Source organism: Pseudomonas sp. PDM25 (genome assembly GCF_019219045.1).
In the GTDB taxonomy this organism is placed as follows: Bacteria; Pseudomonadota; Gammaproteobacteria; order Pseudomonadales; family Pseudomonadaceae; genus Aquipseudomonas.
Map to the genome: position 1 here is coordinate 517,817 of NZ_JAHUWL010000003.1, position 14,622 is coordinate 532,438.

A 14,622-nucleotide genomic window follows, 5' to 3' on the forward strand; every position below is an offset into this window, starting at 1 on the left:
CGCCATGCAGGCCTTGTTCGAACCGCTGACGATCCTGATCGCCGAAGACAGTGCGGCCGATCGCATGCTGCTGTCGACCATCGTTCGTCGCCAGGGGCATGAGGTGCTGACCGCCGCCAACGGTGCCGAAGCGGTTAAAGCGTTTCGCCAGCAACGACCGCAACTGGTGCTGATGGACGCGATGATGCCGGTGATGGACGGTTTTGAGGCGGCGCGGCAGATCAAGGTATTGGCAGGGGAAACCCTGGTGCCGATCATCTTCCTCACCTCGCTGACAGAAAGCGAAGCGCTGGCCCGCTGTCTGGAGGCCGGGGGCGACGACTTTCTGGCAAAGCCCTACAACCAGGTGATCCTCGGCGCCAAGATCAAGGCGATGGACCGCTTGCGACGATTGCAGGCCACGGTGTTGCAACAGCGCGACCAGATCGCCAAGCATCACGAGTACCTGCTCAACGAGCAGCGCGTGGCCAAGGCGGTGTTCGACAAGGTGGCCCACTCCGGCTGCTTGAGTGCACCCAATATTCGCTACCTGCAATCGCCCTATGCGTTGTTCAACGGCGATCTGCTGCTGGCCGCGTTCACCCCCGCCGGCGACATGCACGTGCTGCTCGGTGATTTTACCGGTCACGGTTTGCCGGCCGCGGTCGGTGCCATGCCCTTGGCCGAAGTTTTCTATGGCATGACCGCCAAGGGTTACGGCCTGTCCGAAACCCTGCGCGAGATGAACGCCAAGCTCAAGCGCATCCTGCCGGTGGACATGTTCTGTTGTGCAACGATGCTGTGCCTGAGTTTTCAGCGACGCTCGGTGGAGGTCTGGAACGGCGGAATGCCGGACGGTTACCTGCACAGCATCGCCAGCGGTGAGCGAACGCCACTGACGGCTCGGCATTTACCGCTCGGCGTGCTGAGCCCGCAATCCTTTGTTGACCGCTCCGAGGTGTTTCCGATGGCGGTCGGGGATCGGGTCTTCCTGTTGTCCGACGGGGTGATTGATACCTGCGATGCCAACGAACAGTTGTTTGGTGTGGAGCGATTGCAGCAGGTGTTTGCGGCCAATCGTCAGCCTGATGAGCTGTTCGAAGAGATCGAGCAGGCGTTGCGGGACTTTCGCGGCGAGGCCCGTGATGACGTGAGCATGGTCGAGGTCAGTCTGCTGGAGGCCGCACAACTGAGCCCGCCGGCGCCGGTGTATTCCGACAGTGGTCAGTCCTGCCCGCTGGACTGGTCAGTGAGTTTCGAATTTCGCGGCGCCACGCTCAAACGCTTCAATCCGCTGCCGTATCTTCTGCAATTGCTGCTTGAGGTCCACGGTCTGCGGGCTCAGAGCGGGGCGCTCTACAGTGTTTTGGCCGAACTGTATTCCAATGCCCTGGAGCATGGGGTGCTGGGGCTGGATTCGGCGCTCAAGCGCGATGCCTCGGGTTTTACCCGCTATTATCAACAGCGCAATACACGCTTGGACGCGTTGCAGGACGGCTTCGTGCGGGTGCATTTGCAGGTGACACCCAAGGGCGAGGGCGGGTGCCTGATTGTTCGGGTTGAAGACAGTGGCAAGGGTTTCGATGTCGCGCGGGTGATGGAGCGGCCCGTCGATGGTGTCCGGCTGTCGGGACGTGGCGTCAATCTGATCCGTCAGATGGGCCACAATGCGAGTTGGTCTGATGATGGTCGAAGTGCCCGCGTGGAGTTTTTCTGGGAGGCTCTGGCATAATCCACGCATTCTTGATCAAGGAGTGAGCAAGTGGCTGACACACACCTGGACCGCGACGTGTTGAACGCGTTGCAAGAGGTCATGGAGGATGAGTATCCGATGTTGCTGGATACCTTTCTCGCCGATTCCGAAGAGCGTTTACGCATCTTGCGAAAGGCTGAAGATGCCGCGCAGCTCATGAATGCTGCCCATAGCTTCAAGGGCAGCAGCAGCAACATGGGCGCCATTCGCCTGGCTGAGTTGTGCCATGAGCTGGAGGAGCGCGCCAAGCAAAAAAGCCTCACCGGCATTGAAAAACTGGTGGACGAAATTGATGACGAATTTGCGTTCGTCCGGCCGCTCTATGAGGCCGAGCGTCAGCGTTCCCTCTCTGCCAATGAGACCGTCCGGCGCTTTTAGCACCTGTCGCTCAAGTCTGGCTCGACCTTTGCACTAATCTCAATCAACTGTACCTACGATCCCAGTGCAGCGGAGACCGTTCCATGCCCGTTACCCCCAATATGCTTCTTCAGGCCGCCGCGCAGGCCAAGACTCAAGTCGCTTGCGCCAATACTCCGGCGCTGGCCGCTGAGCCTGGGGACAAGGCATCCAGCTTCGCTCAGGTCTACGCCAATCAAGCCCGGAACAAACCGTCTGCGGTGGATGATGGATCGGCCAGGCCGATACGCGATAAAGCGCCGGACAGCCCCGATAAAAAGGACGTCAGCAACGACGAGTCTGCCGCCCCGGAACCTGCGGTTGCCGATAGCGGCAAATCCTTGCCCGCCGATAAACCGGCGCAGGCTGACGACGAGGCCACCAGTGATGACGGGTCGGATACTGCGCAGACGCCGGTTGCCGATGCCGCGCCCGTTGACCCGACGCTGGATCCTGCGTTGATGCAGGCAGTACAACCTGCGGTGCCAGCGCCGGTACCGGCCGCTCCGCCCGTTGTAGTCACCCCGCAACCGCAGGTCGAGGTGGCTGTGACGGCGGCAACGACTCCGGTCGTTGCAAGCACTGACACCGATTTCGATCCCGAAGCTGATCCTCTCGATGCATTGCCGGCCGTGCGTATGGCCATGGAGCAGGGCGGCCATATTTCGGCTGCGAGTCAGGCCCAGCCCAAAGCGGCACCGACCTCGGCCCAGGCACAGGCCGACGGCGAGTCAACCTCGGCGCAGACCTTCGCCGCCGGCATGGCGAGCATGCTCGATGTGCAAGCCGACAAGGACAGCACCAGCCAGGGCGGCGACAAGGCCTTCAGTGGTCTTATCGATGACGGTCTCAAGGACCTGAAGTCCGCGAGTAGCGATACCCGGGTCGACGATTTCGCCAACCGTCTGGCGGCACTGACCCAGGCGGCCACGCCGAAAACCGCCAACGCGTTGCCGGTGAATCAACCGATCGCCATGCATCAGAGCGGCTGGACCGAAGAAGTGGTGAACCGGGTCATGTACCTGTCCAGTGCCAATCTCAAGGCCGCCGACATCCAGTTGCAACCGGCCGAACTGGGGCGCCTGGACATTCGGGTGAACATGGTTCCGGATCAGCAGACCCAAGTGACGTTCATGAGTGCTCATCCAAGTGTTCGCGAAGCGCTGGACGGGCAGATGCATCGCTTGCGTGACATGTTTGCGCAGCAGGGCATGGGCCAGGTCGATGTCAATGTGTCCGATCAGTCTCGTGGCTGGCAGGGCCAGGGGCAGGAGCAGGCTCAACAGGGTCAAAGTCAGGGTGGACGCACCAACGCCAGCGGTGGTCGTCTCGATTCCATGGACGAAGAGCTGGCACCAACAGCTGCCGAAGTAGCGGCCAGCACCACCAGCGTCATTGGCTCCAGCGCCGTCGACTACTACGCCTGATAAAGCCCAACACCAATCCCTGTGGGAGCGGGCTTGCTCGCGAATACGGTTGGACATTCAACATTTCTGTTGTCTGACACACCGCCTTCGCGAGCAAGCCCGCTCCCACTGGGTTTTGTGTGGGGCGTCATCCGCCGTCTCCCCTGTCTCCCAGACACTTCTGGCATAACACTTGCTCTTGCCTTGCCGTGCGACTGTGAAAACCCGAATAGTGACGGATTATTGGCATGGCGAAGAGCGAAGCAGCAGTAAAAGACCCCGCAACCAAAGGCAAACTCAAGCTGATCATTGTGATCGTGGTGGCCCTGCTGCTGGCGATCGGTTTGTCCGTGGGAGCAACCTGGTTCTTCATGCACAGCGCCCAGAGCAAGCCTGCCGCCGCGGCTGAAACCGCCCCGGTCGGCAAGCAGCCAGCGATTTTCGAGCCCATGGCGCCAGCCTTCGTGGCCAACTACAACCAGAACGGCCGTCAGCGCTACATGCAGGTGAGCATCACCATGCAGGGACGCAATCAGGCCGATCTGGACGCGCTCAAAGTCCACATGCCTGTCATCCGCAACAACCTGGTCATGCTGTTCTCCGGGCAGGACTTCGCCACCCTGGCATCGCCGGTCGGGCAGGAAATGTTGCGTCAGAAAGCCACGGCCAGCGTCCAGGAAGTGGCGCAGAAAGAACTCGGCAAAGTGGTCATCGAACAGTTGCTTTTCACTAATTTCGTACTGCAGTAGGAACACGACATGGCCGTGCAGGACCTGCTGTCCCAGGATGAGATCGATGCGCTGTTGCATGGTGTCGACGATGGTCTGGTACAGACCGATACCGCTGCTGAACCCGGCAGTGTCAAAAGCTACGACCTGACCAGTCAGGATCGCATCGTCCGTGGACGCATGCCGACCCTGGAAATGATCAACGAACGTTTCGCCCGTTATACCCGCATCAGCATGTTCAACATGCTGCGCCGCTCGGCGGACGTTGCCGTCGGTGGCGTGCAGGTAATGAAGTTCGGCGAATACGTGCACTCGCTGTACGTGCCGACCAGCCTCAACCTGGTCAAGATCAAACCGTTGCGCGGCACCGCGTTGTTCATCCTCGACGCCAAACTGGTGTTCAAACTGGTGGACAACTTCTTCGGTGGCGACGGCCGTCACGCGAAGATCGAAGGGCGTGAATTCACCCCCACCGAATTGCGTGTAGTGCGCATGGTGCTGGAACAGGCCTTCGTCGATTTGAAAGAAGCCTGGCAGGCGATCATGGAAGTGAACTTCGAGTACATCAACTCGGAAGTGAACCCGGCCATGGCCAACATCGTCGGCCCGAGCGAAGCGATTGTGGTGTCGACGTTCCACATCGAACTCGATGGCGGTGGCGGCGACCTGCACGTGACCATGCCCTACTCGATGATCGAACCTGTACGCGAAATGCTCGACGCCGGCTTCCAGTCGGACCTCGACGATCAGGACGAACGCTGGGTCAACGCCTTGCGCCAGGACGTGCTGGACGTTGACGTACCGATCGGTGCCACGGTTGCCCGTCGCCAGTTGCGCCTGCGGGACATTCTGCACATGCAGCCGGGGGACATTATCCCGGTCGAGATGCCGGACGAAATGATCATGCGCGCCAACGGCGTGCCTGCGTTCAAGGTCAAGATGGGGTCGCACAAAGGCAACCTCGCGTTGCAAGTGATCGAGCCGATCGAGCGCCGCTGACCGGCGCTCCAAACCCCCTGTGCTTTTAACTGACGGCTCCTGATTGAAGGGATGCCCGCCGAGGACAAATTGATGGCTAACGATATGAACACCCAGGACGACCAGGCGCTGGCCGATGAGTGGGCTGCGGCCCTGGAAGAAACCGGTGACGCCGGGCAGGACGATATCGACGCCTTGCTGGCCGCCGACGCCGCCAGTTCACCGTCCAACCGTCTGCCGATGGAAGAGTTCGGCAGCGTGCCGAAAAACCACGAACCGGTCACCCTCGACGGTCCGAACCTGGACGTGATTCTCGATATCCCGGTGTCGATTTCCATGGAAGTCGGCAGCACTGACATCAACATCCGCAACCTGCTGCAGCTTAACCAGGGTTCGGTGATCGAGCTCGATCGTCTGGCTGGTGAACCGCTGGACGTGCTGGTCAACGGCACGCTCATCGCTCACGGTGAAGTAGTGGTGGTCAACGAGAAGTTCGGCATCCGCCTGACTGACGTGATCAGCCCAAGCGAACGCATCAAGAAGTTGCGCTGAGTGAAAAAGGTTCTGGGGTTTGTGCTGGCGTTGCCGTTCAGCGTTCTGGCTGCCGAGCCGGTAGCGACCGCTACTGCGGCCGCTCCCCCCGCAGTCAGCAGCGGCGTGGCCGGGCAATTGACGCAGTTGGTGCTCGGTTTGCTGCTGGTGCTGGGGTTGATCTTTTTCCTCGCCTGGTTGCTGCGTCGAGTCCAGCAGGCCGGGCCAGCCGGCAAGGGGCAGGTCATCGAACTGATCGGCTCCCGCGCGCTGGGCCCTCGCGACCGGTTGATGCTGGTGCAAGTCGGCAACGAGCAGATCCTGCTCGGCCTGAGCCCCGGCACCATCACCGCGTTGCATGTGCTCAAGGAGCCGGTGCAAGTGCCGAGCGGTACTGAAAAAGCGACCCCCGAGTTTGCCCAGCGCCTGATGGAGCTGTTGGGCAAGGATCAGAAGGATAAGAAGTAATGGGTGCGTTACGCATCGTCTTGACGCTGGCCCTGATGCTGGCCGCGCCGCTGGCGTTCTCCGCCGATCCGTTATCGATCCCGGCAATCACCCTGGGCACCAACGCCAACGGCGCTCAGGAGTACTCGGTCAGCCTGCAAATCCTGCTGATCATGACCGCGCTGAGTTTTATCCCGGCGTTCGTCATGCTGATGACCAGTTTCACCCGGATCATCATCGTCTTCTCGATCCTGCGTCAGGCCCTGGGCCTGCAGCAGACACCGTCTAACCAGATACTCACGGGTATGGCGCTGTTTCTGACAATGTTCATCATGGCGCCGGTATTCGACCGTGTTAACCAGGATGCCTTGCAGCCGTATCTGGCGGAGAAACTCACCGCTCAAGACGCCGTGGCCAAGGCGCAGGTGCCGATCAAGGATTTCATGCTCGCCCAGACTCGCAGCAGCGATCTGGAGTTGTTCATGCGCTTGTCCAAACGCACTGATATCGCATCGCCCGATCAGGCGCCGCTGACGATTCTGGTGCCGGCGTTCGTCACGTCCGAGCTGAAAACCGCGTTCCAGATCGGTTTCATGATCTTCATTCCGTTCCTGATCATCGACCTGGTCGTGGCCAGTGTCCTGATGGCGATGGGGATGATGATGCTCTCGCCACTGATCATTTCCCTGCCGTTCAAGATCATGTTGTTCGTGCTGGTGGATGGCTGGGCGTTGATCATCGGTACGCTCGCGAGCAGCTTCGGCGGTGTATCGCCATGACGCCAGAAGTTGCGGTAGACATCTTCCGGGAAGCACTGTGGCTGACCACCATGATGGTTGCCGTGCTGGTGATTCCGAGTTTGCTCGTGGGCCTGTTGGTGGCGATGTTCCAGGCCGCGACCCAGATCAACGAACAGACCCTGAGCTTCCTGCCGCGCCTGCTGGTAATGCTGGTGACGCTGATCGTCGCCGGTCCGTGGCTGGTGCAGACCTTCATGGAATACATCCTGCAGTTGTATGGCAGTATTCCTCAGGTCATCGGCTAAACCATGTCGCTGCTTCAGCTGACCGATACCCAGATCAGCACGTGGGTAGCTTCCTTCATACTGCCGCTGTTTCGCATCGGCGCGGTACTGATGACCATGCCGATCTTTGGCACGACCCTGGTGCCGACCCGTGTACGTTTGTATTTCGCCCTGGCAATCACAGTGGTCGTCGTGCCCGGCCTGCCACCGATGCCACAGGTTCATGCGCTGGACCTGAGCGCGCTCCTGCTGATCGCTGAACAGGTGATTATCGGCGCATTGATGGGGCTCTCCCTTCAGTTGTTTTTTCAAGCGTTTGTCGTCGCCGGGCAGATCATTTCGATTCAGATGGGGATGGGCTTCGCGTCTATGGTCGACCCTACCAACGGCGTGTCGGCAGCGGTGATCGGTCAGTTCCTGACGATGCTCGTTACCCTGTTGTTTCTCGGCATGAATGGGCATCTGGTGGTGTTCGAGGTGTTGACGGAAAGCTTCACCACCTTGCCGGTCGGCAGCGCGATGTTGATCAACCACTTCTGGGAAATGGCCAACAAGCTGGGGTGGGTGCTAGGTGCGGCGATGCTGCTGGTTTTGCCCGCGATTACGGCGTTGTTGGTGGTTAACATCGCTTTCGGGGTGATGACGCGGGCGGCGCCGCAATTGAACATCTTTTCCATCGGTTTTCCGCTGACCCTGGTTCTGGGTCTGGTGATCTTCTGGGTCGGTCTCGGCGACATTCTCAATCAGTATCAGCCCTTGGCCACCGAGGCCCTGCAGCTATTACGTGATATGGCACAGGCGCGCTAGCCATGGCCGAGAGCGAGAGTGGTCAGGATAAAACAGAAGACCCCACGGATAAGCGCAAAAAGGACTCCAGGGAAAAGGGCGAGATTGCCCGATCCAAAGAGCTCAATACCTTGGCAACCATGCTGGCCGGTGCTGGTGGGTTGTTGATCTACGGCGGCGGGTTGGCCCAGGATCTGCTGGAAATCATGCGTCTGAACTTTTCGCTGCCGCGGGAAGTGTTGCTCACTCCGGGGGCGATGGGGCAGTACCTGCTGCATTCCGGCAAGATCGCGATTCTGGCGGTGCAGCCGATATTGCTGACGCTGCTGCTGGCGGCATTCCTGGGGCCTGTCTCCTTGGGTGGCTGGTTGTTCGCCGGTAGTAGCCTTGCCCCAAAATTCAGCCGGATGAACCCGGCGGCGGGTCTCAAACGGATGTTCTCCAGCAGTGCCCTGATCGAACTGCTCAAGGCGCTGGCCAAATTCCTGCTGATTTTATTCGTGGCATTGTCCGTCCTGCGTTCGGACATTGACGATCTGTTACGCATTGCCCATGAACCGCTGGAGCAGGCGATCATCCATAGCGTTCAGTTGGTGGGCTGGAGTACGTTGTGGATGGCTTGTGGGCTGATTCTGATTGCCGCGGTGGATGTCCCGGTGCAGCTTTACCAGAGCCACAAAAAATTGCTGATGACCAAGCAGGAAGTGCGCGACGAGCATAAGGATCAGGAAGGGCGCCCGGAGGTCAAGCAGCGGATTCGCCAGCTGCAGCGCGAAATGTCCCAGCGCCGGATGATGGCGGCGATCCCCGACGCCGATGTGGTCATCACCAACCCGACCCACTACGCCGTAGCGCTCAAGTACGATCCGGACAAGGGCGGGGCGCCGATGCTGATCGCCAAGGGCAGCGACTTCCTGGCCTTGAAGATCCGGGAAATCGCGGTGGCCAACGAAGTGCTGCTGCTTGAGTCGCCGGCACTGGCGCGTTCGATCTACTACTCCACTGAACTTGATCAGGAAATCCCTGGCGGGCTCTACCTTGCTGTCGCCCAGGTGCTCGCTTACGTCTACCAGATCCGCCAGCACCGCGCCGGCAAGGGTAAACGTCCGGATCCGCTCAAGGACGACCTGCCGATTCCGCCGGATTTGCGGCGCGATTCCTGATTTGCGCTGGCAATGCCGGCCTCTTCGCGAGCAAGCCCGCTCCCACATTTGATCTGCCGCATACACAAATCCAATGTGTGCGGGCTTGCTCGCGAAGGCGCCGGTTCAGACGCCACAAATCCCCCGAAAAAAACCTCTGTTTCAAACCCCTGTGAAAGTTGGAAGGCTTCTTGCAGTAGCGGCTCTGCGCCTGCTTCAGGCGTCAAAAAGTTTGCTTTAAGGGACGGGGAAAACCGGTGGATCGCTCTCAGTTACTCAACAGTGCTCGCACAAACGTTGCCGACTTAAGTCGAGGCAATCTGGGTGTGCCGTTGTTGCTGCTGGTCATGCTGGCGATGATGATGTTGCCGGTGCCGCCGTTCCTGCTGGACGTGTTCTTCACCTTCAACATTGCCTTGTCGATTGTCGTGTTGCTGGTCTGTGTTTACGCGTTGCGGCCGCTGGATTTCGCGGTGTTCCCGACCATCCTGCTGGTGGCGACCCTGTTGCGACTGGCGCTGAACGTGGCCTCCACGCGAGTGGTGATGCTCCACGGTCAGGACGGTCATGCCGCCGCGGGTAAGGTGATCCAGGCCTTCGGCGAGGTGGTGATCGGCGGTAACTACGTGGTCGGTATCGTCGTCTTCGCAATTTTGATGATCATCAACTTCGTCGTGGTGACCAAAGGTGCCGGGCGGATTTCCGAGGTGAGCGCGCGTTTCACCCTCGATGCGATGCCCGGTAAACAAATGGCCATCGACGCCGACTTGAACGCCGGCCTGATCGACCAGAACCAGGCCAAACTGCGGCGGATGGAAGTGGCCCAGGAAGCCGAGTTCTACGGTTCCATGGACGGTGCCAGCAAGTTCGTTCGCGGTGACGCCATTGCCGGCCTGCTGATTCTGTTCATCAACCTGATCGGCGGCATGGCGGTCGGTATCTTCCAGCACGGCATGTCCTTCGGCGATGCCGGTCGGGTGTACGCCTTGTTGACCATCGGTGACGGTTTGGTGGCGCAATTGCCATCACTGCTTTTATCGACAGCTGCCGCGATCATGGTGACCCGTGCTTCCGGTTCGGAAGACATGGGCAAGCAGATCAATCGCCAGATGTTCGCCTCGCCCAAAGCGTTGGCCGTGGCGGCGGGTTTGATGGCGGTGATGGGCCTCGTGCCGGGCATGCCGCACTTTTCCTTTCTCAGCATGGCAGCCCTGGCGGCGGGCGGTGCGTACCTGTTCTGGAAGAAGCAGAACGTGGTCAAGGTCCAGGCCTTGCAAGAGGTCAAGCGTCAGCAGGAGCTGCTGCCATCGCCGGCTCGCGCTCAGGAAACCAAGGAGCTTGGCTGGGATGACGTGACGCCGATCGACATGATCGGCCTGGAAGTCGGCTATCGGCTGATTCCGCTGGTGGACCGCAATCAGGGTGGTCAATTGCTGGCGCGGATCAAGGGTGTGCGCAAGAAGCTGTCCCAGGATCTGGGCTTCCTGATGCCGACGGTGCATATCCGTGACAACCTCGACCTGGCGCCGAGCGCCTACCGCCTGACCCTGATGGGGGTGATCCTGGCCGAAGCGGAGATTTACCCGGACCGCGAACTGGCAATCAACCCGGGCCAGGTCTACGGCACGCTCAACGGCATTACCGCCAAAGATCCGGCTTTCGGTCTGGAGGCGGTCTGGATCGAAATCAGCCAGCGTGCCCAGGCTCAATCCCTCGGTTACACCGTGGTCGATGCCAGTACGGTAGTGGCAACCCATTTGAACCAGATTTTGTACAAGCACTCGAGCGAGTTGATCGGTCACGAAGAAGTGCAGCAACTCATGCAATTGCTGGCTAAAAGCTCGCCAAAACTGGCCGAAGAGCTGGTGCCGGGCGTGGTGTCGCTGTCCCAGCTGCTCAAAGTATTGCAGGCGTTGTTGGCCGAACAGGTGCCAGTACGGGACATTCGCAGCATTGCCGAGGCCATCGCCAACAATGCCAGCAAGAGTCAAGATACTGCCGCGCTGGTGGCCGCGGTGCGCGTCGGTGTATCCCGCGCAATCGTCCAAAGCATTGTGGGGACTGACTCCGAGCTGCCAGTGATCACCCTGGAGCCAAGGTTGGAACAAATATTGCTCAATAGTCTTCAGAAGGCAGGACAAGGCTCGGAAGAGGGCGTTCTGCTGGAGCCAAGCATGGCTGAGAAACTGCAACGCTCGTTGATCGATGCGGCGCAGCGTCAGGAAATGCAAGGTCAACCGGTGATTCTGCTGGTAGCCGGTCCGGTTCGCGCGATGCTGTCGCGATTCGGCCGATTGGCAGTCCCGGGTTTGCATGTGTTGGCTTACCAGGAAATTCCTGACAACAAGCAAGTGACCATTGTTGCGACAGTAGGGCCCAACGGCTGAGGTAGTGGTTTATGCAAGTTAAGCGTTTTTTCGCCGCCGATATGCGTCAGGCCATGAAGCTGGTTCGTGATGAGCTGGGCGCTGATGCCGCCATCATTGGCAACCGCCGGATCGCTGGTGGTGTCGAGCTGACGGCTGCCCTGGATTACAAGTTGTCGGCGCTGGCTCCGCGCGTTCCGAACATGGAACTCGAAGACGAGCTGCGCAAGACCCAATCGCGGATCGTCACCGCCCAGGCCGAACTGAGCCTGCGCAGCGATGGCGAGAGCGATAAGTCCACCAATCGCCAATTGTTCGCCGGCCTGCCACTGACCGCCGCCGAGCCGCTGATCGAACCGACCTACACCGAACCCCGTCGTCCTGCACCGGCTGCGGCACCTGCCTCCGGCGGCGTCGACCCACGGGCGTTCGACTCGATGCGTTTCGAGCTCAACAGCCTGCGCGAACTGATGGAAGTGCAACTCGGCTCCCTGGCCTGGAATCAGCTGCAAGGCAGCCGTCCGGCCCAGGCCAATCTTTGGCGCCGCCTGCAACGCATCGGCCTGTCCGGCCCGTTGTCGCGCGATTTGCTGGCACTGATTACCGATATTGAAGAACCTCGTCAGGCCTGGCGCATGTTGCTGGCCCACCTGGCGCGGATGATCGCCACACCGGAAGTCGAGCCTCTGGAAGAGGGCGGCGTGATTGCCATGGTCGGCCCCGCCGGCATGGGCAAAACCACCACCCTGGCCAAACTCGCGGCCCGTTACGTGCTCAAGTACGGCGCGCAAAATATCGCGCTGGTCAGTATGGACAGCTACCGTATCGGTGCTCAGGAACAACTCAAGACGTTGGGCCGGATCCTCAATGTGTCGGTGACTCACGTCGATCCGGGGCAGTCACTGGTACAGGCGCTGGAGCCCTTGCTGCGCAAACGCGTGGTGCTGATCGATACTGCCGGCCTGCAGGCCAGCGATCCGGCGCTGCGCATGCAGCTCGAAAGCCTGGCCGGTCGTGGCATCAAATCGAAAAATTATCTGGTTTTGGCAACCACCAGCCAGAAACAGGTTCTAACCGCCGCTTATCACAGTTACAAGCGTTGTGGGCTGGCTGGCTGCATCCTGACTAAACTGGATGAAACGGCAAGTCTGGGCGAGGTGTTGAGCCTGGCCATCAGTCATGAATTGCCGGTGGCCTACCTGACCGATGGCCCGCGGATTCCGGATGATTTGCATCTCCCGCGTCGTCATCAGTTGGTCAGTCGCGCCGTAAGCGTGCAAATGCAAGAAGAACCCAGCGAAGAAGCCATGGCTGATATGTTCGCTGATATTTACCACAGCCCGACCAAGCAGGTCGGCTGAGGTACTAATGACAGTTTTTGTACCTACATCGATGGTCTGCCATGCATTGTTCCGTTTGTGAACGCGCAGCCAGTAATGTGGCCTCCGTCTAAGTAAGACAAGGTAAAGAAATTCATGGGCAGCATGCATCCCGTACAGGTGATCGCGGTGACCGGCGGCAAAGGTGGCGTCGGGAAGACTAACGTGTCAGTGAACTTGTCCCTGGCTCTAGCTGAGCTCGGTCGGCGCGTCATGCTGTTGGACGCCGATCTGGGGCTGGCGAACGTCGACGTCCTGCTGGGACTGACACCCAAACGTACTTTGGCCGACGTGATCGAAGGCCGCTGCGAGCTGCGCGACGTACTGTTGCAAGGCCCTGGCGGCATCCGCATCGTCCCGGCCGCGTCCGGCACACAGAGCATGGTTCATTTGAGCCCGGCCCAACACGCCGGCCTGATCCAGGCGTTCAGCGATATCGGCGACAACCTCGACGTGCTGGTGATCGACACCGCGGCGGGCATTGGTGACTCGGTCGTCAGCTTCGTCCGCGCAGCGCAAGAAGTCTTGCTGGTGGTTTGCGATGAGCCGACTTCCATCACTGACGCCTACGCACTGATCAAACTGTTGAACCGCGATTACGGCATGAACCGCTTCCGCGTCCTGGCCAACATGGCCCAGAGCCCGCAGGAAGGTCGCAACCTGTTCGCCAAGTTGACCAAGGTCACGGATCGCTTCCTCGACGTCGCCTTACAATACGTCGGTGCTGTGCCTTACGACGAAAGCGTGCGCAAGGCTGTGCAGAAGCAGCGCGCCGTCTACGAAGCCTTCCCGCGGTCCAAGTGTTCACTGGCGTTCAAGGCCATTGCACAGAAGGTCGATACCTGGCCGCTGCCTGCCAACCCGCGTGGGCACCTGGAGTTTTTCGTCGAGCGCCTCGTGCAACAAACCGCAGGACCGGTGCTATGACAGCCAGTGGCTACAACCTCTACAAGAAGTCGGCACGTGACGCGCAGTACGAGCTGATCGAGCGTTACGCGCCACTGGTTAAACGCATTGCCTACCACTTGCTGGCGCGTCTGCCGGCCAGTGTCCAGGTTGAAGATCTGATCCAGGCCGGGATGATCGGCCTGCTTGAAGTGTCAACCAAATACGACGCCAGCAAAGGCGCGAGTTTCGAGACGTACGCGGGCATACGAATCCGCGGCGCGATGCTCGACGAAGTACGCAAAGGGGACTGGGCGCCACGTTCGGTCCACCGCAATACCCGGATGGTCAGCGACGCCATTCGCTCGATTGAAGCTAAAACCGGCCGTGACGCTAAAGATCACGAGGTTGCGGCCGAACTCCAATTGAGTCTCGACGATTATTACGGGATTTTGAACGACACCCTGGGCAGCCGGTTATTCAGTTTCGACGATCTGTTGCAGGACGGCGAACACGAAGGGCTGCACGAGGATGGCGCCAGTGCACATCTGGAGCCGTCACGCGATCTGGAAGATGAACGCTTCCAGGCGGCGCTGGCGGACGCGATTGCCAATTTGCCGGAGCGTGAGCGACTGGTGTTGGCGCTGTACTACGACGAAGAGTTGAACCTCAAGGAAATCGGTGAGGTCCTGGGGGTCAGCGAATCTCGGGTCAGCCAGTTACACAGCCAGTGCGCGGCCCGTTTGCGGGGGCGTTTGGGGGAGTGGCGAGCGCGCTGAAGGCAGTGTGGGGACACTGCGAACGCGACTGGTGGGGTGTTGA

15 protein-coding genes are annotated in these 14,622 nt (G+C 59.9%); all 15 read left to right on the plus strand.

Going from position 1 to position 14,622, the window contains the following annotated elements:
• The first annotated feature begins 4 nt into the window (after positions 1–4).
• The 15 genes from KW848_RS07865 to fliA all read left to right on the plus strand — a co-directional run bounded on the left by KW848_RS07865 (position 5) and on the right by fliA (position 14,579).
• A complete protein-coding gene (locus tag KW848_RS07865) occupies positions 5–1,711 on the plus strand; it encodes a fused response regulator/phosphatase (RefSeq protein WP_218536494.1) in 1,707 nt (568 codons plus the stop codon).
• Between the two features lie 30 nt (positions 1,712–1,741).
• Entirely contained in the window at positions 1,742–2,110 is a 369-nt protein-coding gene (locus KW848_RS07870; RefSeq protein ID WP_218536495.1) for an Hpt domain-containing protein, read from the plus strand.
• A gap of 83 nt (positions 2,111–2,193) precedes the next feature.
• Positions 2,194–3,555, plus strand: coding sequence for a flagellar hook-length control protein FliK (locus tag KW848_RS07875; protein ID WP_218536496.1), 1,362 nt, complete (start codon positions 2,194–2,196; stop codon positions 3,553–3,555).
• 227 nt (positions 3,556–3,782) lie between these two features.
• The gene (fliL, locus tag KW848_RS07880) at positions 3,783–4,283 is read left to right on the plus strand and encodes a flagellar basal body-associated protein FliL (protein ID WP_111451881.1); all 501 of its coding nucleotides are present in this window, start codon (positions 3,783–3,785) and stop codon (positions 4,281–4,283) included.
• Positions 4,284–4,292: 9 nt separating this feature from the next.
• On the plus strand, positions 4,293–5,261 hold the full coding sequence (gene fliM, locus KW848_RS07885; RefSeq protein ID WP_008151077.1) for a flagellar motor switch protein FliM: 969 nt from the start codon (positions 4,293–4,295) through the stop codon (positions 5,259–5,261).
• 72 nt (positions 5,262–5,333) lie between these two features.
• A complete protein-coding gene (fliN, locus tag KW848_RS07890) occupies positions 5,334–5,792 on the plus strand; it encodes a flagellar motor switch protein FliN (protein ID WP_111451927.1) in 459 nt (152 codons plus the stop codon).
• Positions 5,793–6,239, plus strand: coding sequence for a flagellar biosynthetic protein FliO (fliO, locus tag KW848_RS07895; RefSeq protein WP_218536497.1), 447 nt, complete (start codon positions 5,793–5,795; stop codon positions 6,237–6,239). It abuts the gene before it with no gap.
• Positions 6,239–6,997 carry a flagellar type III secretion system pore protein FliP gene (fliP, locus tag KW848_RS07900; protein ID WP_008151084.1) on the plus strand — a complete coding sequence of 253 codons (759 nt, stop codon included), beginning with the start codon at positions 6,239–6,241 and terminating at the stop codon, positions 6,995–6,997. The genes fliO and fliP overlap by 1 nt, the downstream gene beginning before the upstream one ends.
• The gene (fliQ, locus tag KW848_RS07905; RefSeq protein WP_007948918.1) at positions 6,994–7,263 is read left to right on the plus strand and encodes a flagellar biosynthesis protein FliQ; all 270 of its coding nucleotides are present in this window, start codon (positions 6,994–6,996) and stop codon (positions 7,261–7,263) included. Before fliP ends, fliQ begins: the two co-directional genes overlap by 4 nt.
• A gap of 3 nt (positions 7,264–7,266) precedes the next feature.
• Positions 7,267–8,049 carry a flagellar biosynthetic protein FliR gene (gene fliR, locus KW848_RS07910; protein ID WP_008151086.1) on the plus strand — a complete coding sequence of 261 codons (783 nt, stop codon included), beginning with the start codon at positions 7,267–7,269 and terminating at the stop codon, positions 8,047–8,049.
• Positions 8,050–8,051: 2 nt separating this feature from the next.
• Positions 8,052–9,191 (plus strand): flagellar biosynthesis protein FlhB, encoded by a 1,140-nt coding sequence (flhB, locus tag KW848_RS07915; RefSeq protein WP_111451884.1) that lies wholly within the window; start codon positions 8,052–8,054, stop codon positions 9,189–9,191.
• A gap of 236 nt (positions 9,192–9,427) precedes the next feature.
• Positions 9,428–11,557 carry a flagellar biosynthesis protein FlhA gene (flhA, locus tag KW848_RS07920; RefSeq protein WP_218536498.1) on the plus strand — a complete coding sequence of 710 codons (2,130 nt, stop codon included), beginning with the start codon at positions 9,428–9,430 and terminating at the stop codon, positions 11,555–11,557.
• Between the two features lie 11 nt (positions 11,558–11,568).
• Positions 11,569–12,897, plus strand: a complete 1,329-nt coding sequence (gene flhF, locus KW848_RS07925) for a flagellar biosynthesis protein FlhF (protein ID WP_008155822.1) — start codon at positions 11,569–11,571, stop codon at positions 12,895–12,897.
• 114 nt (positions 12,898–13,011) lie between these two features.
• Complete coding sequence (fleN, locus tag KW848_RS07930) at positions 13,012–13,842, plus strand: flagellar synthesis regulator FleN (RefSeq protein ID WP_008001746.1); 831 nt, start codon at positions 13,012–13,014, stop codon at positions 13,840–13,842.
• Entirely contained in the window at positions 13,839–14,579 is a 741-nt protein-coding gene (gene fliA / locus KW848_RS07935) for an RNA polymerase sigma factor FliA (protein WP_007894214.1), read from the plus strand. The genes fleN and fliA overlap by 4 nt, the downstream gene beginning before the upstream one ends.
• The last annotated feature ends 43 nt before the right edge of the window (positions 14,580–14,622 follow it).

Bases quoted from the DNA above. Each gene is read 5' to 3' on its own strand.
- fliN (WP_111451927.1), top strand. From the start codon at position 5,334: ATGGCTAACGATATGAACACCCAGGACGACCAGGCGCTGGCCGATGAG.
- fliA (WP_007894214.1), top strand. From the start codon at position 13,839: ATGACAGCCAGTGGCTACAACCTCTACAAGAAGTCGGCACGTGACGCG.
- fliP (WP_008151084.1), top strand. From the start codon at position 6,239: ATGGGTGCGTTACGCATCGTCTTGACGCTGGCCCTGATGCTGGCCGCG.
- fleN (WP_008001746.1), top strand. From the start codon at position 13,012: ATGGGCAGCATGCATCCCGTACAGGTGATCGCGGTGACCGGCGGCAAA.
- fliM (WP_008151077.1), top strand. From the start codon at position 4,293: ATGGCCGTGCAGGACCTGCTGTCCCAGGATGAGATCGATGCGCTGTTG.
- fliL (WP_111451881.1), top strand. From the start codon at position 3,783: ATGGCGAAGAGCGAAGCAGCAGTAAAAGACCCCGCAACCAAAGGCAAA.
- flhF (WP_008155822.1), top strand. From the start codon at position 11,569: ATGCAAGTTAAGCGTTTTTTCGCCGCCGATATGCGTCAGGCCATGAAG.
- KW848_RS07875 (WP_218536496.1), top strand. From the start codon at position 2,194: ATGCCCGTTACCCCCAATATGCTTCTTCAGGCCGCCGCGCAGGCCAAG.
- flhB (WP_111451884.1), top strand. From the start codon at position 8,052: ATGGCCGAGAGCGAGAGTGGTCAGGATAAAACAGAAGACCCCACGGAT.
- fliR (WP_008151086.1), top strand. From the start codon at position 7,267: ATGTCGCTGCTTCAGCTGACCGATACCCAGATCAGCACGTGGGTAGCT.
- fliQ (WP_007948918.1), top strand. From the start codon at position 6,994: ATGACGCCAGAAGTTGCGGTAGACATCTTCCGGGAAGCACTGTGGCTG.
- KW848_RS07865 (WP_218536494.1), top strand. From the start codon at position 5: ATGCAGGCCTTGTTCGAACCGCTGACGATCCTGATCGCCGAAGACAGT.